At 42.8% G+C, this 22394-nt stretch carries 11 protein-coding genes; 4 read left to right on the top strand and 7 right to left on the bottom strand.

What is annotated here, in order from left to right; all coding sequences use genetic code 11:
- Positions 1–13: 13 nt before the first annotated feature.
- Genes AAA970_RS24000 through AAA970_RS23990 form a run of 3 tightly spaced genes read right to left on the bottom strand, consistent with a single transcriptional unit; the run spans position 14 to position 5004 of the window.
- Positions 14–1387: an arylsulfatase gene (locus tag AAA970_RS24000; protein WP_338239432.1), complete on the bottom strand. Its 1374-nt coding sequence runs from the start codon at positions 1385–1387 to the stop codon at positions 14–16.
- Positions 1388–1392: 5 nt separating this feature from the next.
- The gene (locus AAA970_RS23995; RefSeq protein WP_338239431.1) at positions 1393–2604 is read right to left on the bottom strand and encodes a glycoside hydrolase family 130 protein; all 1212 of its coding nucleotides are present in this window, start codon (positions 2602–2604) and stop codon (positions 1393–1395) included.
- Positions 2605–2610: 6 nt separating this feature from the next.
- Positions 2611–5004: a glycoside hydrolase family 94 protein gene (locus tag AAA970_RS23990; protein ID WP_338239430.1), complete on the bottom strand. Its 2394-nt coding sequence runs from the start codon at positions 5002–5004 to the stop codon at positions 2611–2613.
- Positions 5005–5463: 459 nt separating this feature from the next.
- Here AAA970_RS23990 and AAA970_RS23985 point away from each other — a divergent pair, with 459 nt between their 5' ends.
- The 4 genes from AAA970_RS23985 (at position 5464) to AAA970_RS23970 (ending at position 12794) form a co-directional block, all read left to right on the top strand.
- The gene (locus AAA970_RS23985) at positions 5464–6963 is read left to right on the top strand and encodes a glycoside hydrolase (RefSeq protein WP_338239429.1); all 1500 of its coding nucleotides are present in this window, start codon (positions 5464–5466) and stop codon (positions 6961–6963) included.
- 516 nt (positions 6964–7479) lie between these two features.
- Positions 7480–10311, top strand: coding sequence for an alpha-L-rhamnosidase-related protein (locus AAA970_RS23980; RefSeq protein WP_338239428.1), 2832 nt, complete (start codon positions 7480–7482; stop codon positions 10309–10311).
- Positions 10308–11225, top strand: coding sequence for an alpha/beta hydrolase (locus tag AAA970_RS23975; RefSeq protein WP_338239427.1), 918 nt, complete (start codon positions 10308–10310; stop codon positions 11223–11225). Before AAA970_RS23980 ends, AAA970_RS23975 begins: the two co-directional genes overlap by 4 nt.
- Positions 11226–11228: 3 nt before the next feature.
- The gene (locus AAA970_RS23970; RefSeq protein WP_338239426.1) at positions 11229–12794 is read left to right on the top strand and encodes a sulfatase family protein; all 1566 of its coding nucleotides are present in this window, start codon (positions 11229–11231) and stop codon (positions 12792–12794) included.
- 1176 nt (positions 12795–13970) lie between these two features.
- Here the strand turns inward: AAA970_RS23970 and AAA970_RS23965 are convergent.
- The 4 genes from AAA970_RS23965 to AAA970_RS23950 all read right to left on the bottom strand — a co-directional run bounded on the left by AAA970_RS23965 (position 13971) and on the right by AAA970_RS23950 (position 22388).
- Positions 13971–14921, bottom strand: coding sequence for an L-rhamnose/proton symporter RhaT (locus AAA970_RS23965; RefSeq protein ID WP_338239425.1), 951 nt, complete (start codon positions 14919–14921; stop codon positions 13971–13973).
- A 1251-nt stretch (positions 14922–16172) separates the two neighbouring features.
- The gene (locus AAA970_RS23960) at positions 16173–18764 is read right to left on the bottom strand and encodes a glycoside hydrolase family 3 N-terminal domain-containing protein (RefSeq protein WP_338239424.1); all 2592 of its coding nucleotides are present in this window, start codon (positions 18762–18764) and stop codon (positions 16173–16175) included.
- A gap of 2 nt (positions 18765–18766) precedes the next feature.
- Positions 18767–20617 (bottom strand): apiosidase-like domain-containing protein, encoded by a 1851-nt coding sequence (locus AAA970_RS23955; protein WP_338239423.1) that lies wholly within the window; start codon positions 20615–20617, stop codon positions 18767–18769.
- 232 nt (positions 20618–20849) lie between these two features.
- Positions 20850–22388, bottom strand: coding sequence for a RagB/SusD family nutrient uptake outer membrane protein (locus AAA970_RS23950; RefSeq protein WP_338239422.1), 1539 nt, complete (start codon positions 22386–22388; stop codon positions 20850–20852).
- Between the last annotated feature and the right edge of the window lie 6 nt (positions 22389–22394).

Genomic DNA, 22394 nt, shown 5'->3' with positions numbered 1-22394 from the left:
CTATGGCTTCTTGTTAAAAATAAGGAGATTCCACAGAGGCCTCTTCCATTATTTTTTGAGCTTTAGCGACGATATCTTGGTGCTGTTGTGCAACATTATTGGCCTCTCCAATATCCTGAGAGAGGTCATACAATTCAACATCTTCTTCCGGATGATTCCATACGGCCTTCCAGTCACCTATTCTCACGGCTTTACGGGAAGGATTCCACCAATGAAACTCCCAATATAGATAATCATGAACAGGTTGTTTTTTTCCTAATAGCGTTGGTAAAAAGGAGATACCATCGTTTGGTTGGTAATCCTGCACACCCGCGATTTCACATAGGGTAGGTAGGAAATCCCAAAAGGCAGAAGCATGATTGCTTTGAATGCCTTCCTTTATTTTTCCTGGCCATTTAACGATGAGTGGTATTCTCAATCCACCTTCGTACATATCGCGCTTTCCTCCTTTCAATGGGCCATTACTGTCAATATGCGTGGTGGCCAGCGGTCCGTTATCACTCGTGAAAATAATGATGGTATTGTCTGCGATACCCAGCTGTTCCAATTTTTGTGTAAGCGTGCCCACTTGCCCATCAAGATATTCTACCAAAGCGGCATAGGTTTTTTCGTCCTGTGGCCAGTTTTCCTTTTGGTACTGATCAGCTTTAGGAACTTCGAATCTTTGCCCTAAGGGTGCCTCCCCGTTGTCATGAGGGATCGTCGTAGGGTGATAGATGAAAAATGGTCGGTCTTTATTGGTTTCAATGTATTGGAGCATTTCATTGAAAATCAAGTCTCCGGAGTATTCATTTTTTTCCAGAGAAACACTTCCCAAGCCTTTATGCCATTCTTCTTTGGAGAGATATCCCACCTTATTATTCAGGTATTCTTTTTGATCATTGCGGTACAAAAATTCCGGATAAGAGTTGTGTGCCAGCACCTGATCGTAGTAGCCGTAAAACTGATCAAATCCATGACGCAAGGGACTGCCCGTGGTCTCAGGATTTCCCAATCCCCATTTCCCGAAAGCAGCAGTCGCGTAGCCAGCCTTTTTCAGGTAGTAGGCGATGGTCGTATCTGTGGATTGCAGCGGCAATTGACCAGCTCCATTAGGGTTGTCTACATTGCCACGGACGGTGGTGTGGCCGGTATGCATACCAGTCATCAATACCGATCGTGAGGGTGCGCAAACAGTGGATCCTGCATAGTGATCCATAAATTGGATCCCCTCGGCGGCCAGTTGGTCAATATGTGGCGTACGGAATTTTTCTTGTCCATAACAGCCCAAGTCGCCATAGCCCATATCATCAGCCAGTATCAGGATGATGTTGGGACGTTCTTCAGAAGTGTTGACTTTGGGATTGCAAGCCGCAATTCCCAAAATCAACCAGATTAATTTTTTCATATGCCTTAGTTTTGTGCCAAAGCGGCATTTAGTTCTTCCATGATGGCCAAATGGGCTTCCTGATTTTGCTGAATCATTTCGGTTCTCTGCGCTACGCATAAATGACTCTTCAGCGGATCTTCCGGCGTATTCAGGCAGTAGTCCACTAATTGATCAATGGTAGAGGATGCTACATGCATGCGGGTATCAGAAGAAGCGTAATAAATCAATACGGTATCATCCTCTCGCTTAATCCATCCATTGGTAAACAGTACATTGCTGACATCTCCAACGCGCTCTATACCCTGTGGTGCCATAAAATGACCTGACGGTTTAGCAATGACACGATCCGGTTCCTCAAGAGCGGTCATGAACATGTAAAGGGTATAACGCAAACCTGCAGCTGTGTTTCTCACACCATGCGCTAAATGCAACCAGCCTTTTGGTGTTTTGATAGGCGCAGGTCCTTGCCCGTTTTTGACTTCATTGATCGTATGGTATTTTTTAGGGTCAACGATCGTTTCCGTTTTCACTTCAGGCTGCTCCATGCTTTCAGTCAGCCCGAAGCCTATACCTCCTCCTTTTCCGGTATCAATAAACCCATCCTGTGGGCGGGTGTACAAACCATATTTGCCATCAATGAATTCAGGGTGCAAGACCACATTACGTTGTTGTCCAGAGTAGGTAATCAAATCTGGCAGACGGTCCCAATTTTTTATATCAGTGGTACGAACGATCCCACAGGCTGCTACGGCCGAGGACTCATCACCATCTTTGGCATTCGGGTCTTTGCGCTCGGTGCAAAAAAGGCCATAAATGTAACCATCCTCGTGCTGAGTTAGTCGCATGTCATACACATTAACGTCTTCATTTTCATGCTGTGGGATAGCAATGGGAGTAGGCCATAATTCAAAACCATCAATTCCGGTTTGACTTTCTGCAATGGCGAAAAATGATTTTCGGTCATAGCCCTCCATGCGTAAAACCAAATGTACTTTTTCATTCAGGTATAAAGCACCGGCATTAAAAACCGCATTTACACCCAAGCGCTTGGCCAAATAAGGATTACGCTCCTTGTTCAGGTCATAAACCCAATGTGGTGGGATATGATCCGCCGTTAGGATAGGGTGTTCGTAGCGCAATACATACCCCTCACTGTCAGATTGTGGGGTATTTTTCTGGTTCAAATGCGAAAGGTAATTTTTATAAATCGATGTTAATCGTTCTTCGTAATTCATGATATTTTATCCTAAAGTAATGATGATATTATTTGTGTCCTGAAGCAGTTCCATCGGGATCATCTGCCCTTGGAGGGTGGTCCCATTCAATTCAATGGATTTGACCCCTTTTTGTACTTGCTCCGGGTTTTTGTAGGCGATGTGTAGTGTTTTGTCTCTGAAAATTCTTTGAACAGAGAACTCCTTCCAGTGAGCCGGGATACATGGATCGATTTTGATCCCTTCCAATACCGGCTGCACACCCAAAATATGCTGGGTTGCCGCATAGTAAAGCCAGGTAGCCGCACCGCTCAACCATGGCAGTCTTGATGCGCCATATTTAGGGCTATACTTGCTATGGGTTGATTGACAAACCACGTAAGGCTCACATTCCCGAACTTCCGCACTCTCATTGTAAGTGGCAGGATTAGTCGCCTTAAAATAGGCATAGGCCTGATCCCCATTGCCAGCCAAGGCTTCAGCCATAATCGCCCAACCCTGGGTATGGTTAAAAATACCGGCATTTTCTTTCATGCCTGGATTCATCAGGGTAGCGCGCACCACGGTGTAGTCTGTTTTCACGAAAGGGGGCGCACAGACCATCACGCCAAAATCCGTAGCGAGTTGTTCGCGAACTTGCTTCAATACTTTTTCCTGCTGTTGAGCATCCGCATAGCCACTAATGATGGACCATACTTGTGGGTTCAAAAATATCTTTCCTTCCTCATTTTCCTGGCTTCCAAACTTAAGACCATCATGGCGATAAGCCCTTAAGAACCACTCACCATCCCAGGCATTCTCAGCGATATTTTGATCCACTTTTTCCAGTTCGGTTTTTGCCCATGCGGCTTCTTCAGGAGCAGCCAACAATTCAGCAATTTCTTGATAAGTGATCAGTGCATGGCGTAACTGGAAAGCCACAAAGGTGGTTTCTCCGGCCTGCCCCAATTCCAAACAGTCATTCCAGTCTGCGAGTAGTCCGCAAGGCAAACCATGCTGACCCAAACGCTCCAGGTTAAACATGATAGCCCGACGCAGGTGCCCGAAAACGGTGTCCTCTCCCTGATCTGCATACGGAATTACCTCTTTGTAGAAATCGACCTCTCCACTTTCCTGCACATACAGCGGTACGGCATTGAAGAGCCACAAGCAGTCATCGGAGCGGTATTCTTCCGCTGACGGAGCTTGCATTTTTCCCGGATAGTGGGCAAAAGGCTTTACTACCGGCAGAGCTCCACCGGTGCTTACCTGTCCAGAAAGCATTAAACGTAGGCGTTCACGCGTCGCCTCCGGAATCAGGTGAGCTGTTCCCATGACGTCCTGCACAGAGTCGCGATAGCCAAGGCCATCCCTTTCTCCATTATAAATCAAAGAGGCTGCCCGTGACCATGAATTGGTAATCAGGCAGTTATAAGGGGCCCAGGTGTTAAGGAAATTGTTGAAATCTTCATCGGGTGTATCTACACTGAAATTATTCAGTTGGCTATGCCAGGTCTGCTTGACTTCTTCCAAAGCTTGTTCTGCCTTTTCGACGGTATCAAAGTCAGCCACGGCGGCTTTACCCTCTTTATCGGCAGCACCAACGCCCATGAGTACCAAAAAGGATTTTTCTTCTCCCGGCGCCAGACTTAGTGGAACCTGAAATACACCACATCCATTATCACCCACACCGGATGAGTTGCGGCATTGACCCTCTTCCACAACTATCGGATTGGCGTAGGTTCGGTAAGGGCCCAAAAATGCCTCCCGATCCGTATCATGTCCTTTGACCAACGCCCCGGAAATGGCCAGAAAGGTATGACGTCCCTGGTCTTTCTCTTCGAAATTGTCAGGCAGTTCGGGAAGGTTTATATTGGTACCGTGGTCAATGATATTTCCTTTGGCCTGAACGTTAACAATATATTGAGTGTATTGTAGATTGATTAAATCGTCCTGAGCGTTCCAGTTACTGGCGTATTCTACATAAGTAAACAAAGACAGTTGGCGATGCTTAGTGTCCTCATTTTTCACCTTCACAATCCAACATTCGTAATTTTTGCCATTAGGAACGAAATAGGTCGCCTCACTGCTGATTTTCTTGTATTCTGAAGCAATGGTGGTATAACCTGTACCATGTCGACAGATATTTTTAAATGCTGATAAAGGCTTGCCTACTGGTTGCCAACTATTGCTCCAAAAATCTTTCTGGTCATGGTCATGTAAGTATAGATATCGCCCCGGCTGATCCATAGGTACGGAATTGAAGGGCATGCGCAAAAATCGTCCCTGTGCGGCAGATTTATAAAAAGTATAGCCACCGGCATTGTTGGTAATCACAGATCCAAATGCCGTTGAGCCTAAATAATTGGTCCATGACCGTGGGGTCGCTGGGTTGTCGATCACATATTCTCGGCGTTTATTGTCAAAATAACCAAACCTCATGATGAAACTTTTAGAGTGTAAAAATGAATTGACCACCCAAATATGGTCGAATTATCAGGCCTAAGCGGTGACAAAAAGTGGAGAAAAGTGGAAACTATCACCAGGGCGTTTATTTTGAACCAATTCGGACGATTTTTCCCCATTCATCGTTAGTTCCTCCCCCTGCAGGTGGGCAAAATGCTATTGGAAATGGGCTTTGGAGTTTGGGGGATGCCAAAAAGGAGAATGCTGAAAAGGCCAGGTCAGTGGTAAGGAGTAATATTTTCAGCGTGGATTCAGGCTGTTTTTATGCTTTTTTAGGTAATCCTTAAGCATAAATGGAAGACTTTATTTCCAAATTGTGAGCAAGGTTTTAGCTCCATAATTATGGCTTTTTAAACGGGTGTGTGAAAGCGCCAAAATGCCAAAGCGGGTGGGCAGGCTATGGGAGGTTTTTATTAAGATTATTTTATAAGGAATATGAGAGTATTATCATTTTTTTTACTTGCTTTATTGGTCAATTCGGCCTGTCAGCGGCAGGCTTTTGATGAAAAGCAAACCATTCATTGCCGAGTGGATTTTTCAGATCAGTTGTTTCCCTGGGATGGATTCGGGGTTAATTATGTGCAATCCGCACAATGGAGAGGTTATGATTCTGCCTCCAGGGAAGACTATGGAGGGTTCAGCCAGTTAAATGAGCAGCAAAGGGAGGAGATTCTGGAATTGATTTTTGGGGAGGATGGATTGAAGCCTTCCTTACTGAAATTATTTTTAGATCCTTATCATGAGGGCTTTGAGTTGTCGGATAATGATGACGATGACCCTTACCATATTACAGAGGAGGCTTTTGATCACGAATCGACTACTCATTGGATGCGCTATTTTGCGCAGGAGGGACTCAGAATGACCCGCGAGCAAGGACGAGATTTGGATATGATCACTACACTCTATGGACCACCGGCCTGGATGACGAAGCAAAAATTCGTTCGCGGTCGTGACCTGGATCCAAAGTATAAAAAGGAATTAGGTGAATATATGATTGCCTGGGTGAAATTTTTGGTGGAAAAGGAGCAGCTGCCGGTAAAATACTTGTCTCTGTACAATGAGGGGGAAATGGATAACCGTTGGGATGAAGCAGGCCTCACTTCCGGCCATGAAGGTCATGACCATAACTTGTATTGGCCCAAAGAGCAAATCTGCGATTTTATGACCTTTATGCCGGAAATGTTGGAAAAACATGGCTTAGGTCACATTGGTCTTACGCCGGGGGAGGCCATGTCCTGGGAAACTTTCGGTCGTATGGGTATTCCGCAAGCACTCAGTAATGATCCCGAGGCACTGGAGAATATGGCTTTATTAACCAGTCATAGTTTTATGGGAAGGGAGGCTTCAGGGGTGGCCATGCTTAGAGATATTTATAAAAACCGACATGGGAAATATCTTAAAACCTGGACTACTTCCTTTAGCTTTATCAATATGTATATTGATTTCTTGTATAATATGCACCATGAAATCTATCAGGTAAAAACCAATGGGATCATCATGTGGGCTCCTGTGCAGGTGAAAGATATGTGGATCGGTGGAGAACCAAATGCCGGTTGTGCCATTTGGGTAGATGGTGATAAATACGAAGTTCGCTCAGGTTATCATTTTCTAAAATCTTTTAGTCGCATGGGAATGGCCGGAATGCAGGTGGCCAAAACTTATTCGAGTGATAAGGATATATTAGTTACCGCCTTCAGCCAGGGAGATTCGGATGCGCCAAATGCTTTTAATGTCCTCAATGTGTATGAAGAGGAAGATAAAAGAGTATTTATTCAGGTAGATGATGCCGAAGGAAAAACGTTCCAGGTATATAGAACCTCCATGGAAGAGGATTATCAGGAAATGGAGGAGGTTCAAGTCAAAAATGGCGGATTCTATTATACCGCTCCTCAAAAATCGAGTACTACTTTCTTTGAAAAACAAGTGGTTTCCTAGCGCGTGTTAGCGTAGACCAAATTTCAGGGCAAAATTCGTTGATTGATGAAGTGGTGTTTGTTGCTGTTTGAAGGAAAGCACCGCTATCGAAGAGAAATTATATAGGAATTACTATTATTTCAAATTAGTGGTGGGATGGCAAGATAGCCAAGCCTGCATGAGCATGCTAGCAAAATATTTTTCATAAGTCATAGTGATATAATTGTTAGTTAGTTTAAAGTTTAGAAAGGGGCGCTATAAGCGTCCCTTTTTTTTATCTGAGCGTCACTACTATGGATAGTAGTAATCATTAAGTATTCGATTTTTGGTATCAAGCTTTACTGATATATTTATATAAAAATAAAATAGAGCCAATACGGGGGTGAAATTTATTTTGCTCTTTTTAAACTAACCTAATATTTTCTAAATAGGCCTTGAAAGACCAATAAATACCATTTTCTCCCTTTTTAGTTGGTTTTTCGGCATAAGTGGCGTGGGTTATATTTTCCTTTGATCATGAAATTAGGTGAATGAGAGATGAGAAACTTCAAGAATATTTTTTTAGGATTAGTACTATGGCTTGGGCTATCTCTGCCATTAATGGCAGAGAAGCTGGTGTGGATTTCCGAGGAAGGCAGTGGCCGAAATGAATATGTGTATTTTAGAAAGGATATATATATTGAAGATAGTACTTTTTCTCAAGCATATTTGAATTTATATGCTGACTCCAGATATGCATTATATATTAATGGACAATACATCAACTTTGGGCCGGTCAGATCATATCATGAGCACCCTTATTATGATCATTACCAAATTGGGCAATATTTAAAAGCAGGAGATAATCAAATAGCCGTAAAGGTTTTATCCAATGGGGTATCTACCTATCAATTATATGATTACCATGGTGCTTTTAGTGCCTGGGGGGAGGTGCGTTCAGAAAAGGAAAATATTAACCTTCATATCGATCAGGATTGGTACTGTCGTAAGTCCACTGCTTACGATCCAAAATCTCCCAGATTCTCCTTTGCCACGGGGCCCATTGAGGTCTATGATGCGAATAAAGATTTTGAATGGGGGACGGGTCAACCCTTTCCTGAAGGCTGGCAAAAGCCTCAAGAAATTATAGCCTCGGAGAAATGGGGACCAATGCAGGCGCGTAGTATTCCTTTTTTAACACAAGAGAAAGTTTCAGTTCTTCCGAGTTCAGTAAAAGCTTTTTCGATAAATAATAAGGAAAATATCGCCCACTTTCGGCTGTCCTTACCGGATAGAAATGGTCAAGAATATAATGCTCAGGTGGACGGATTGGCTTATACCTATATTTTTTCTCCCCAGGATCAGGAGGTTGAGTTTGGTTTATGGTGGGGAGAATATTTTTTGAACGGGGAAAAAGTGAGTAAAGAGCCCGGATATGAAAAAGATCATTATCGAAATAAATATATTTTTCCATTAAGCCAGGGCTGGAATTTAATCGCCTGCAAATATGGGATCATTTGGGGTGGCTGGGACTTCTACATGGCTTTCCCTAATGACAAGGGTTTAATTATCTCTGCAAATAAGAAGAAAGAAGCATACTGTTCTTTTTATAGTTATGCTCCCTTAGAGCAGAACCTTCAGCAGCAGCTAAAGCAAATTTCCCTTGTGGCTGATGAGCAGTTTATGACAAAAGTGGACGGATGGCAACTTCAAATTTCCTCTATTCACAATGCCAACCCCGCCAAAGATATGGTGTGGTACGAGGCTGATTTTGAGCAAGCCATTCCCATGGAGGCTGAACATTGGGATATTCCGCAAAGTACATCCGGTGTAACGGTGATCGGGGCTTTGGAGGAGATGCAGTTAGGGAAAATTTTTATTGAAGGGGATTTCCCAAAGGGGACTGTTATCGATATTGGTTTTAGCGAAGAACAACAACCCGATGGTATGCCCTGGCTATATAAGCGATTTGAAGTGAATGCAGGACACCGGTTTATTGCCGATGGCAAGACGAAAAGGTTTGAGACATTCAAACCCTATGGATTAAAATACCTTAAATTGAATATCCGGAATCATTCCTCCAATGTGAAAATTAAGGATTTGGGGGTCATCAGGCAGGTTTATCCTTTCGAAACGAAGGGGCAGTTTTCGTGCAGTGACCCAAGGCTCAATGCCATCTGGGAAGCAGGATGGAGAACACTTCAACTCTGCGCAGAAGATTCCTATACGGATACGCCTTTCCGGGAACGAGGGCTTTATGCTGGCGATATGCTGCCGGAAACGGCGATAACCATGGCCGTAAATGGGGACATGCGGCTGGCACAACATTCCTTAAAGATATTCCAGGACATGTATGCGCCACAAATTTTGGAGGGGAAAAGCGATCGGTTTGCAGATTTTCCATTAATCACCTTATTGAATGCCGATTTGGTGATGCGATACAGCCGGGATTGGACAGACTTGAAATTGTATTTTAAGAATTATAGTAAATTGGTTGATCATTATTTGTCTGATCGCCTGGAAAATGGTTTAGTAAATTCTCCATCTGTCTTTATCGAATGGACAGATATTAACAAAAAGCAAGCTGCTATGGCCGCTATGCAAGGTTTACTTTGTAAGTCGATGGAGATTCTGAGTGATTGGGCTCTACGCCTGGATGATAAAGCGGCTTCCGGGAGGTATCTTAAAGAGCGTAAACACTTAATAAAAAATACAAGAAAGCACCTGTGGGATTCAAAAAGGTCATTATTTTATGATGGTTGGTCTCAGGATGCCCCCATCAATGCGCATCATATTAGTAGTTCTATTTGGTTATCGCTTTATGATGTCGCGACAAAATCTCAACAAAAAAAGATCATAGAGCAGGTGAAAAGAGAGCTCGATGATATTGGCGATGTACATCGAAAAAGAAAGATTACCCCTTATTCCTCTTTTTATCTTTTCTCGCTTCTTTATCAGGAAGATCAGGTGGAGGAGGCAGAGGCTTTCCTGAAAAAGTACTGGGAGCCTATGGTGGAGGGGAATAGTCATCCTACGGTATGGGAAAATTTTGATTTGGGCGATCATCAGGGAACGGCTTCACATGCCTGGAGTGGTCATCCTACCTATTTTTTAAGTACAGAAGTCCTGGGCGTTAATCTTGGTTGTCATAAGGAATTTGATCCGGAATGTATTGAAATTATGCCGCAATCCGCTACTTTGGACTGGGCCCGTGGGATTGTTACTCATCCGTTAGGAGAGGTATATATTGACTGGAAGATTCAGGGGCAAAAGTTGATTTTACGCTATTCTGTTCCAAAAGGCATTAAAACCATCATCCAACCGAAGGGAAGATTAGCCAAGTATAAGTTAGTTTTAATTGAAGCATCCAATGAATCCATTGTATTATGATACGACTATCTTTTTTATTTATACTGCATGTGCTCTTTATCGGAAATGTTGCGGCTCAACAAACGATTGATTTGTGGGAAAAGGAAGTGCCCTTTAATCTGGTGGAAGGGGAGAATACTTATTTTAAGAGTTTGGATAAATCCACCCAGGACTCTATGCTTTTAGTAAAAAAAGTAATTAAGCCCAAATTACATGTTTTTCTAGCAAATGGCGATGCAGAAAAAAAGAAGGCCGTATTGATTTGTCCCGGGGGAGGTTACACGGTTTTAGCGCTGGAAAAGGAAGGATTTGCGGTGGCCCGGTGGTTGAATCAACAGGGGATGCATGCTTTTGTCCTGGAATCCCGGCTCCCTGATTCAACTTTACAGCAGCACAAGGCTCAGGTTCCCATCATAGACGCTCTAAAGGCGATGGATCTTATCCATTCCCAAAAAGCGGAATGGTCTATTTCTACTTTGGGGGTGATGGGTTTTTCCGCCGGAGGACATTTGGCGGCCTGGTTGTCGAATGCGGAGGAGGAAGCCGAAGCGTTAAATATGCCCTTTAGGCAAGCAGATTTCACGGTTTTACTGTATCCTGTTATTTCGATGCAGGGGGAATTCGGACATTCCTGGAGCCGACAACAATTAATTGGGGAGCACCCATCGGTTACTTTGGCTAAGAAAATGTCTTTAGAGGAAAGGGTAAATGAAAAAACGCCACCTACTTTTACGGTGGTAGCACTTGACGATGGAGCAGTTTCTCCGGTTAACGGTTTAAAATATCATCAAAATATTCAGCAAATTGGAGGCGTATCCAACTATTATGAGTATGCTGAGGGTGGTCACGGGTTTGGCTTAGGGCAACATTTAAAGTCTGATGTTAGTAATTGGCCCAAAGAGTTTTTAAGTTGGATGAGTTTAAATTTTTTATAAAAGATGAGATCTGTAGTTATAGCATTGGCTTTTCTTGGGGTGACAAATTTTTTAAAAGCCGAAGGAACTGACATAAAGAAGGTGGTCGTAATCGTGGCAGATGATCATGCGATGCATGCTACCGGCATTTATGGTAATGATTTAGTAAAAACGCCTCATATCGACCGATTAGCGAATGAAGGCGTACGTTTTGATAATGCATTTTGTAATTCCCCTATTTGCAGTGCGTCTCGCCAATCCTTATTAACTGGTAAATATCCTATCGCTACGGGGGTGAATTTACTTTTTACGCCTTTTGATGATGATAATAATGTAACGGTTGCCGAGTATCTGAAAGGCTATGGATTTAAAACCGCATTATTTGGTAAAACTCATTTTAATAATTGGGTTTGGGGAGAAATGTATGAAAACTATCCTCAACATGGTTTTGATGTATTGAGGGAAGGAGTGGCTTATAAAGAATATTATAAGAAGCTCGATGAAAAACAAAAACAAATACCAGAGGGAGTATTAACCTATGAACAGTTTAAAAATCAGGGTGTAGCCAATAATTTTAATGCCCGGGTTTTACCTCATGCGGTGAAGGATCGCTATAGTGAAGGTACCTATGTGGCCGAACAGGCTATTCAGTTTATTGAGGATCATAAAGAGGAGGATTTATTTGTTTGGGTAGCTTTTCATCAGCCTCATCATCCTTATTATTTTCCTATTGAGTATCAGGGGATGTATGAGCCGGCTGATATGGTGCTGCCGGAGACCAGCGCCGAGGATGATCGATGGGTGCCGGAGAAATTTAAGAATCTCACATTGGAGCAGCGTAAGGGCATTATGGCGGCTTATTATACCTCGGTGAGTTATATGGATAAAAATATTGGTTTGGTGGTAGATGCGATCAAAGAAAAAGGGCTGGAAGACGAAACCCTAATTATTTATCTCAGCGATAACGGATATTTACTCAACCACCATAAAAGGTTTGAAAAACACACTATGTGGGAGGAAGCCACCCGACAGCCGACCATTTTGAAACATCCCACTATGGAAGCGAAAGTTTGTGATGCATTAATTGAGTATGTGGATATTGCGCCGACCATAGTGGACTGTCTTAATTTGCCACCTATGTCTGAAGCTCAGGGAAAAAGTATATTATCTACTATTGGTCAAAATGTTACGGCTGAAAGTGAAAAAGTATTTGCTACCTATTTGGAAGATAATATGGCAATGGTGAGAACCAAAAAGTGGAAATATGTTTTTACTACTGGCAGTAGAGATTTGGGTATTGGATACCAGACCGGGCTTGGACCTTCCGGGATCTTTCACCGCTTGTATGATTTAGAAAATGATCCAAAGGAATTACAGAACCTGGCTTATAATGAGGCCTATTCAACAACTTTGGCCCGCATGAAGGAGGAGTTATTAGAATATTTTTCTAAAAATCATCCGGAAGCGAGTAAGTGTCCCAAGGGGCTGAGTATGGAGGGCAAGCTCGTGTGGTTTTGCGAACCCCGGGATATTGGCGCAAATCAGGGCTTAAAACCTCAATTTGATCGGGTATTTCATATGAATCCTTAATCTGTTTTAGAATCCGAACCATCTGAAGGAAGGTCATCACTGCCTTATTTATATATTTATTTGTATCAATTAACCCGAATTATTCAACGCTTAATCTATAGCCATAAGGAGGCGATTTTCAGTTCATTAAAATTTATTTTCATTGATTTATAATAGCCCAAATTGGGGCAAGCTTGCTTTCATCGCATTCCTCCGCTTTTTCGCAAAAATCGATTTTGGAAACTATACCTTCATTTTTCCCACCTGTAGCAAATTGAGGGTTTAGGCGTGTATAATCCGGCTTAGAGCGTCCTTAAAAACTAAAATTCGAAGTCTTGTAGTAGCGATATTGGATTATTTTAAGCGATTAGCATCGCTATCGTTGAGAAATTATCCAAAATCGCTTCCAATAATTTGAATTTGCAGCCGGATGGTGTGCTTTTTAACATGCGCTTAATACAGATCCCATTGATGCATCAGGAGAGATGTTTTGCCCTATAACCACGTTTACAGATCTATGAAGACTATATTTTTTCCACAATTTTAAGCATCCAACATGTTTTTGAGGCCGGTTTAATCTTTCAGAGGAAGCCGGCTTTTGATTTTTGTAGTCTTGCAGTTTTCTTTTCCGAATCTTTGGCTTTTAAGCAGAATTATTTACCGCCAAATTAATTGATTCGCCTTAACTGGCTTACTTTCAGAAACAATTAGGTTGTGATTGGTTGATAGCCGAAATTTGATAAAGCATGCTTTCTCCTCATTGATCTGATTCTATGGAAAAAAATGGATATAAGAAACTAACTCGTTATTATTATCCCCTTGCAGTTAAATGGGGATTTAAGATTGAATATTCCGGCTTAGAGCGTCCTTAAAAACCAATATTCGAAGTCTTGTAAAAGTGATATTGGATTATTTTAAGCGATTAGCATCGCTATTGTTAAGGAATTAGCCAAAATTGCTTCCAATAATTTGAATTTGCAGCCGGATGGGGTGCTTTTAAACCCGTTCTTAAGTATTTCAATTCATTGCCTCTTTATTGAGAACCGAATAAATGACGCTGATCTCTATGAAGGCTTCGCTGTGCAAAATAGTATTTATTATTCTTTTGGTGTTGGAAGTCATCTATCAAAATTCGAAGAGCTATTTTAGGATCAATTTTAGGTGTGGATTTGAATTTTTCGGAGGATGGATTATTTTTTAAGCACGGTGTAATTGTTTGAAGCGAAAATTTCCCCTCTTTACCTTTGGCTCTAAGAGTAAAATGCCCCAAATGATAGCGAAGATTACCTGAAGCCCTATCCAAAGGCTCCATGCATAGGGTTGGGAGGACAGTGGTAAAATATTTTTGCCCAAACCCAAAAAATAAAAGGGGAGGTACCAAAGGCCGCCAGCGATAAGTGTCATTAAAAGGCGCTCAAGAAAGCTAGGATAATTGATGGAGGCAGGGCTTTGACCTGCTTGATTTTTTAAGCTAACAATAAGGCAATAGATTGCATTCGGGATAAAACCTCCTAATAAAATGAATGCCAAAGTTAAGGTGCTTTGAAAAAGTGGATTTACCCCATATTCCACCATTTTATGATCAATGGGAATGCCCGCTACATAACCTATATTCATTCCCACACTCATCAGGCCAGCACCAACAGCTAAAAGAAAGGCTTTTCCTATTTTGGGGATACGGCTCTGATAATTTAAATAGCCTATCGAACCTATTGCGGCCATGCTTATCAGGATTATTAATAATGCAAAAAATGGATCCACATGCGGATTAATGTTAATCTCGCCTAATAGTGGGGAAAAAAATAAGCCCCATATACCCCAAATTCCTACCACTAAACTTTGTCCCAAACCAATGCCGAGTCTTTTAATACTTAAACCTAAAAACAAGCCTCCGACACCCCATATTGCCCCCCAAAAAATAGTGGACAATACGTTCGAATATGGAATGACATTCAGTACTACCCGGAGATGGTTTGCAGGAGCGGACATTAGAATAAACGTCCAGGGTAATAGTATGCAAGTTACAATGCTAAGGGCTAGCCAATAAACTTCCCATTGCCCGGCTTTAATATATTTTAATGGGACGTAAAAACTGGAAGCAGAAAGACTGCCAAAGGTGATCATGGCTATTACGGTGATGAGGTCCATTTCGCTTATCTATTTTTTTCCGGAGAATGATGATATGAGTGCTTGTTTAATAGCCAGAATTCGTAACAGCGTTTTGATTATGGCAGGTGCGATACCCAATAATTTTGCGAGAATAGCTCTACAAATGTTTAAAAATATTCAGAATCGCGACTTATATTTTCAATTTTCTTCGGATGATGGTTTTAAATACATGCTAAGCCAATTGAGTTTTTTTTTATAAAAGTTAAGAGTAAAATAAGTCGAATTATTACTTTTTCGTTTTACTCTTTTTTAGTTGCTTTTTCCTCTTTTTTGGTAGAGATGAATTTTAAAGAGAATGAGGGGCTTATCGTATTTTGAATAGTTTGCGACGGATAGGATCGTGAATAGCAGCAGGTGGGAATGCAAAGTTTACTAATGCAGTATCTGGTTTTATCAAGCTGCCCATAAGGGTGATTGACTGCTTAGCAAGAGGCGGGGTGTGGTTTTTTAAGCCGGCTTATTTACCGCTAAGTTTAGTGACCCGACTCTAATGATTTATTTCCAATTTAATAAGATTGTACATGTTGATTTATTAATAGCCCTAATTTTAGGCGAGCTTGCTTTCCACTCGTTTACTGGCTTCCTTGGAAAAAGGCTTGATATAGAGAACTATTTCTTCATTTTTCGCGCCTTGTAGCTGAACCAGATTTTCAGCATGAGTAATCCGGCTTAGTAGCCCAAATTCTGGTGAATTCCATTTTTCCTCATTTACCGGCCTCCATTGGAAAAAGCCAAGATAGCATAATTTCATCTTTTTTCAAGTTCTACGGTCAAGGAGGAGAGGCGCATGAATTATCCGGTTCAAGGCAATAACTATAGGAAAGATTGGAGGAGGACAGTGTCGACAAAAAAGACCACCTTTATCCGCTATTAATAAGGGATAAAGGTGGTCTTGACAAGCCTTAGCCCGCATAATGTACCACGAGCGATTATAAATCGATTGTATCAGCAATAAATTTAGAGGCTCTTCTACAATGGCTTAAATTCAACTCGATTAGATGGTGTTTGATAATGAACCAAAAGGATTCACCGATAAATTTATCCATTAAGCACAAGTGCTTTAATTTCAGTTCATAATAATTTGTTTTCTTTGATTTATAATAGCCTAATTTGGGGCAGGCTTGCTTTCACTTTATACACCAGCTCCATCGGAAAAAACTAGAAAAAGCGCACTCTTCCTTCATTTTTTCCCTTCTAATTCAAGAAGGATTGAAGCAGGTCTTATGCAACTTATGCTCCTTTTTCGACTAATTCGAAGCTTTCCCTGATTCTAATATCTTCTGAGGAAGCTCCTATGAATAGGTCAAAATGGCCTGGCTCTGCGACAAAGTTCATTTCATGATTCCAGATTTTAAGTTGCTCTGCCGAAATTTTAAAATCAATTAATTTACTTTGGCCTGATGCTACGCTCACCCGCTCGAAAGCGACAAGTTTTTTGATGGGTTGTGCTACCGAAGCCAGTCGGTCATGCACATAAAGCTGAACCACTTCCTCCCCGTCGCGGGCACTGGTATTGGTGATTTTTAATTGGCAATGGAAATCTTCTCCCTGGCTAATTTGCTTATTTTTGATGACTAAATTACTGAATTCAAAGGTGGAGTAAGAAAGTCCGTGACCAAAGGGGAATAGCGGTTCATTATAGTCACCTAAAAAGCGGATGGCTGCTTTTCCTTTTGGTGTTCGGTTATAATTCAAAGGAACTTGTCCGGTGGTTTTGGGGAAAGTAAGTGGAAGTTTTCCCGCAGGATTATAATCTCCAAATAGGGTTTGAGCCACTGCATTTCCACCTTCGCAACCCGGATACCAAGCCATCAGGACCGCATCTACCTCGTCTATCCACTCTTCCATGGCGATCACGGTAGGGGATTGCAAAACGACCACCAGCGGTTTTTCTAATTTTGCTAATGCACGGATCATTTGCACTTGTTCCATTGGGAGCTCCAGCTTTGCCCGGTCTGCATTCTCATTTTCAAAACTTCCCATCACCGCAACGATCGCTTCTGCCTGTTGGGCTTCTTTTAAGGCTACAGGAAGATTTTGAGTCAGGTCTAAATCCCATCCCAATTGCGCATAGGCGTTAAATTCCTGCTCCATATATTCCAATTTGAAATCCACGATTTCTCCCTTTTTGAACCATCTTTTGTGTTCAAATAATCGGCGACTGCCACCTTCCCATCCGTCAATCACCAGTTCATTATTGAGGTATAATCTGATGCCATCATCAGCAGTTACGCCAAGGGTGAATTCGCCGGTCTTTGGGGCTTTGATTTGGCCAGTCCAGCGTACTGAGAACTGATCATGGGGCAATCCTTCAGGTGCTCCGGCACCCCAGTCATAGGCGATTTGAGATTCTTCCCGAATAAATTTGGGTTCCCCATGAAGAGATTCATTATCAAAATACGCTCCTTTTATCTTTCCATTGAAATGCTTGGGACTGATGGCCGGAAGTGCGAAGTATTGCATTTCCACGCCGTTATGATGGCGAATATTAGCATTGGGCAGGCATTGACGAATGCCATCTAATACGGTGACTTCCTCTCTTCCGTAGCCACCGTAATGCCCAATGAGCAACCAATCCGACATGGGGCCCAGCACGGCTATCTCCTTAATGTCCTTTGACCATGGCAGGCTTTGTTGGTTGTTTTTTAGTAAAACCATGGATTTTTTGGCAGCCTCCAACGAAAGTGCCCGGTGTTCGGGTGAATTGTTTTGTTTTTCCGCCAATTCGGCATCAGCATATGGATCATCAAAAAGTCCATATTCAAATTTACGCTTTAACAAGCGGGCTACGGATTGATCTAAACGTTCCTGTGATACCAGCCCTTGTTCCAGGGCTTTACGCAATGGCTCCCCAAAGAAGGCCGGGGGAGAGGATTTATCAATGCCGGCATTCATCATGTCAGCGGCGAATTGTACGGAATCTTCATAGAGCCCCAATTCATCAAATATAAACTGAGCACTCCCGCCATCGGTACTGATAGTCCCCTCAAATCCCCATTCTTTTCGTAAAATATCCTCCATCAGCCAGCGATTTGTCGCGCAGGGAATACCATCCAGGGTATTATAGGCCATCATTACCGACGAAACCCCTTCGTCCACACATGCCTGAAAAGCCGGGAAGTATTGCTCACGAAGCAATCTTTCTGAAAAACTTACCGGTCCGGTAAACTGACCATCCAGCCCCATATTGGCTACAAAATGCTTCATCATTGTCATCATCCCCTCGGACTTCATTCCACGAACAAAGGCGCCTCCCATTTGTCCGGAGAGGAAGGGATCTTCTCCGTAGGTCTCATTGGTGCGCCCCCAGCGAGGGTCGCGGGTGAGATTGACCACAGGCCCTAACACGATCCTGCAACCGCGGGGTTTTATCTCCCGGGCCAGGGTGTTGGCGACTTTTTCGCTTAACTCGGTATCAAAACTGGCAGCAATTCCGAGGGGCACCGGAAAGCTGGTAGAGCCATTGCCCATATAAGCAAAAATGCCTTCAGCCGATCGCAAGGCAGGTATGCCTAAGCGGGTATTTTCAATTTGTGATTTTTGGTAGCGATTATATTCTTCGGCACTTTGGGCAGGTCCATAATGTTTGGACATAAAGCCAAAGCCTCCGACGCCGTAGCCGCCATCTTCGACCATATTAACGCCCGATTGAAATTGGCTGAGCTTTTCCTCCAGCGTCATTTGCGACAGGAGATGCTCTACACGTTTTTCAATAGTTAATTGCGGCTCCAAATAGGTCTTGTCCGGCTCCGAATGGTTAGATACCTTATTACAGGCAGAAAGGAGCAATAGCCCTCCTGCCATCCTGATTATGTTTTTCAATATCATGCTTTTACAATTTTTAAACACCAATCTTGTTGAGCAATCGGTTTTCCATCCGGAAAAGCGGATAATGGAAGCTGGCCGGAGCCATCACTTTCATAGGTTTTGGAAGTCTTTATCCACTCACCGGTAATAGGGTTAAACCATTGTAATTGATACTTTTCATTATTTTTCAGGCCCTGTACGGTAGGGATTTCTGCCAGATTTTCAAAGTAAGAGAAGGCCAACTCCTGTGTAGGATGAAGCAGCATAAATGCCCAGCCATCCAGTCCATTCTCCTGCGCATTGTTCGCCTTATGAGGGAGCAGCAATTCCTTTTTAGGGACACAATATTGGTATTGGTCGCCTTCGGAAGTGATGAATTTTTTTAAGAATTGCATTTGTGCCCCGGAACTGTAATTCAGCCCCTCCCAAATAAAGGGACGTGCACCCTCCTCGTAAGGCTCTCCGCTGGTGCTGCCGCAGTAGGCGCCCGTTCCATACATATGTCCCACCAGCGCACCGGAAAATACACTGCCGTACATTTGCGTTCTGCCAAAGTAATGATCCCGCTCTGAGTTGGGTTCTGGTAATTCTCCAGCAACACGGTTATGGTAATCATGATTCCAACCCGGGTAATAAGGTTCCAGATTGGCCACAGGATAGGGGTGATCCAAATGATAGATTTCTTCAATCATGGGGTAGAAACCATGATTTCGGGGTACATTTCCCACCGAATGCATGGTTAGCCACGGGGCCTGATCGCCATGTCCGAATCGCTTGTAAGTGGATCCATCAATGAGAATGGTGTGTGGTTGCCCGTAGGGTAGAGGACCGTATTTATCGAAATGATAAGTCAAAGCCTGATTGAATTCCTGCTCGCTAAGGGAATATTTTTCAATGATAAAATCTAAGTGGATACCGCTAAATATAATATTATAGGCGCCATAGCGCGCGATGATATATTGCACATAGCGGGAGAAGGAGGCATTAAAATCATGGTTTTTCTTCCAAATTGGCCCATGATCCCGACGAACCGTTTCCAGAAAAGTCACAAAACCTTCCTCGCTGAGGTAATCAATTTTTGCATCTAAACTTTGAAAATAAGCCGGAACAATGCGGTCAAAGTCAGCGATCACATCAGAGTTTTTTCTTAATTCGAAGGGCATATTCCCATGTTCATCATGCATATCCTTTCCGGTGTTTTGCCCGTTTTTCTCCCATGCCTGACGGATCGCCGTTCCCTCCTGGTCGGAGCTTGCTGCCGGATATTGATCAGCACGCCAATTGGGAAAGGCAGCAATGATGCCCACCGTATTAAATTCCTGATTTTTTCGGAATTGTACAGCCTGCTCGAAGCTAATACCTTCTTTTGGCTGATATTGGGCTGCTGGCGTATGTCCCTTCAGTGGGAATCGCCAGGTGGCCGCTGACCACCAGGTATCGGCCAACATAAAGAAATCAGTCCCATCGGCATATTGATAGGAGCGGCCACTCGGGGCGGTGGTCAAGAAGCCCCTTCTGTTGGGGTTTTGTAAGCGCTCCTCTTCCGACCATTCTTCAGCCATTGCCGATCCTTTTTTACCCACCAGACCAGCATCCGGAGTTTGAGCATGACTTTCCCAACGCCATTGGCCTGCCGTGGTGGCTACCCAGCGAAATTTATAAGTTTTATCCCCGTCCCAAAAGCCATAAATCTTTTTTTGAATGCCAGGTCCCTCCAGGGTAATCCAGGCTTCAACATCTACATATGGATTTTCATATTCATTTTCCAAGGTCAGGCATACCTCCTGCACCTCGTAGGTTTTGATGGTTTTTTCACCGCAACCCCAGAAAAGCAGGATGAGGGTTAAAAAAAAGATATAATTTTTCATGAAAATATAGGTCTGAATTTTTTTTTGATCTTAAAAAAAAGTGGTGCAGAAGAACTACACCACTTTAGAGCATGTTTAAAAATCTCCTGACTCCATCGGAAATTCGAATGATGGAAGCGATATGGAATGATATTTTATAAAGGGTTTTTATAATTTCTCAAAAAACCAAGAATCACTTTTGAAATAATCATTTTTTCCGTAATGAATTTAGAGCTTAAACACGCTTTAATCATTATAGGAAGGAATCATTGAAGTTAATGTCCTCCTGTGGTAGTGGATAGTAACGTTCCTTGCTTTTGTTCCATCCTCGCTGCGTCATAATGGTGTTTTTCTCAGCATCGCCCCATCGTACCAAATCAAAATAGCGAAGGCCTTCAAAGCAAAATTCTTTTCGGCGTTCATGTTTCAGGGCTTCAAATAAGGAAATCCCTTTTCTGGCACGATAATCTTCGATACTTTCTCCGGCTGCTATCAACTCTTGTACCGTTGCGTAGCCAAAAGCTCTGGCCCGTACCTGATTGATTTCTTCAATGGCTTTGGTAGGGTTGGAGGAAAGGATAGTTTCGGCATGCATCAGCAATACATCCGCATAGCGAATAATAGGGAAGTTTTCCGTATGCTGACCGCTTCCATTTTCCGCATTAGCATAAGCCCCGGACTTAATGCCTTTAAGCACACAATAGGGAAAGGCGTCTGAAGCGCGGTAATTTACTCCTTCTTCATATGGGATAGGGTCACCGTCAGAAAGAATGAAGTTTTGCTTACGTAAATCATTCGCCTCAAATGTATTGACAAGGTCATGAGTTGGAATAATATTTTGCCATGCTCCGGTTTGAGTAGGGCCGATGAAGTTGTTACGCAAAGACGATGGAGCCGAAGCTTTGTTATCATCAAACCAAGGAGTAGATCCGCCTATAGCATCTGACACTTGTACCTCAAAAACACTCTCGCTGCTGTTATCTCCGGCAACAGAAAATACCTGATCTATCGGAATAAGCGCATAGCTGTTGCTTTCAATAATCGCGGCCAAAAGCGGTTCCGCCTTTTCCGGCATGCCCTGGTAAAGGTAATGGCGGGCAAGCAGTGCCTGGGTGGTTTCAATATTGGCACGACCGGTTTGGAAATTACCATCGGTAGCATGAGGTAACATTTCTTTTTCTAGAATCAGCTTGAGGTCCGCCTCAATTACCGGAGCCATATTGCTGGTAGAGGTAAAAGGAATGGCGATATCATTATAATTTTCCTCGGTAATCACGACTCCCTGATCCCACAAATTCATCAGATGTCTGAAATATAGTGCTCTTAAAAAGCGTGCTTCCCCTTCAATTTGTGCATCATCCGGCACTTCAGAATCCGGTAATTTATCTAAAACGATGTTGCAACGCATGATGCCTTCGTAAATGGAATTGTAAATACCATAACCGGCGATCACCTCTGTCTCCGTAGTCTTTCTACCACGTTTGAATAGGTTTTCATCATCATTGGCTACATTATAATTCATATAACCTAAAAATGAGCCCTCCAGGGTAAAGACATCATCGGAGCCTAAATCTAACACCACGCCAAATATTTGGCGATACATGCCCATATTGGCTAATGGGGAATAGGCGGCAATCAGCGCCTTGTCCATTTGTTCTTTGGATTTATAGTAGTTATCAGGGGTAACACTATCTACCAAATCTACGGTGAGCCAATCTTCACAGGATGTTAAGGAAAATAACAGGATCAGGCCCAGGAAATATTTTTTGAAAAATTTACTACAGTTTAGCATAATTAA

This window comes from Persicobacter diffluens, from assembly GCF_036244895.1.
GTDB lineage: Bacteria > Bacteroidota > Bacteroidia > Cytophagales > Cyclobacteriaceae > Persicobacter > Persicobacter diffluens.
This window is presented reverse-complemented; position numbering and strand designations above follow the sequence as displayed.

Bases quoted from the DNA above. Each gene is read 5' to 3' on its own strand.
- AAA970_RS24000 (WP_338239432.1), bottom strand. From the start codon at position 1,387: ATGAAAAAATTAATCTGGTTGATTTTGGGAATTGCGGCTTGCAATCCC.
- AAA970_RS23995 (WP_338239431.1), bottom strand. From the start codon at position 2,604: ATGAATTACGAAGAACGATTAACATCGATTTATAAAAATTACCTTTCG.
- AAA970_RS23990 (WP_338239430.1), bottom strand. From the start codon at position 5,004: ATGAGGTTTGGTTATTTTGACAATAAACGCCGAGAATATGTGATCGAC.
- AAA970_RS23985 (WP_338239429.1), top strand. From the start codon at position 5,464: ATGAGAGTATTATCATTTTTTTTACTTGCTTTATTGGTCAATTCGGCC.
- AAA970_RS23980 (WP_338239428.1), top strand. From the start codon at position 7,480: ATGAGAAACTTCAAGAATATTTTTTTAGGATTAGTACTATGGCTTGGG.
- AAA970_RS23975 (WP_338239427.1), top strand. From the start codon at position 10,308: ATGATACGACTATCTTTTTTATTTATACTGCATGTGCTCTTTATCGGA.
- AAA970_RS23970 (WP_338239426.1), top strand. From the start codon at position 11,229: ATGAGATCTGTAGTTATAGCATTGGCTTTTCTTGGGGTGACAAATTTT.
- AAA970_RS23965 (WP_338239425.1), bottom strand. From the start codon at position 14,921: ATGGACCTCATCACCGTAATAGCCATGATCACCTTTGGCAGTCTTTCT.
- AAA970_RS23955 (WP_338239423.1), bottom strand. From the start codon at position 20,617: ATGAAAAATTATATCTTTTTTTTAACCCTCATCCTGCTTTTCTGGGGT.
- AAA970_RS23950 (WP_338239422.1), bottom strand. From the start codon at position 22,388: ATGCTAAACTGTAGTAAATTTTTCAAAAAATATTTCCTGGGCCTGATC.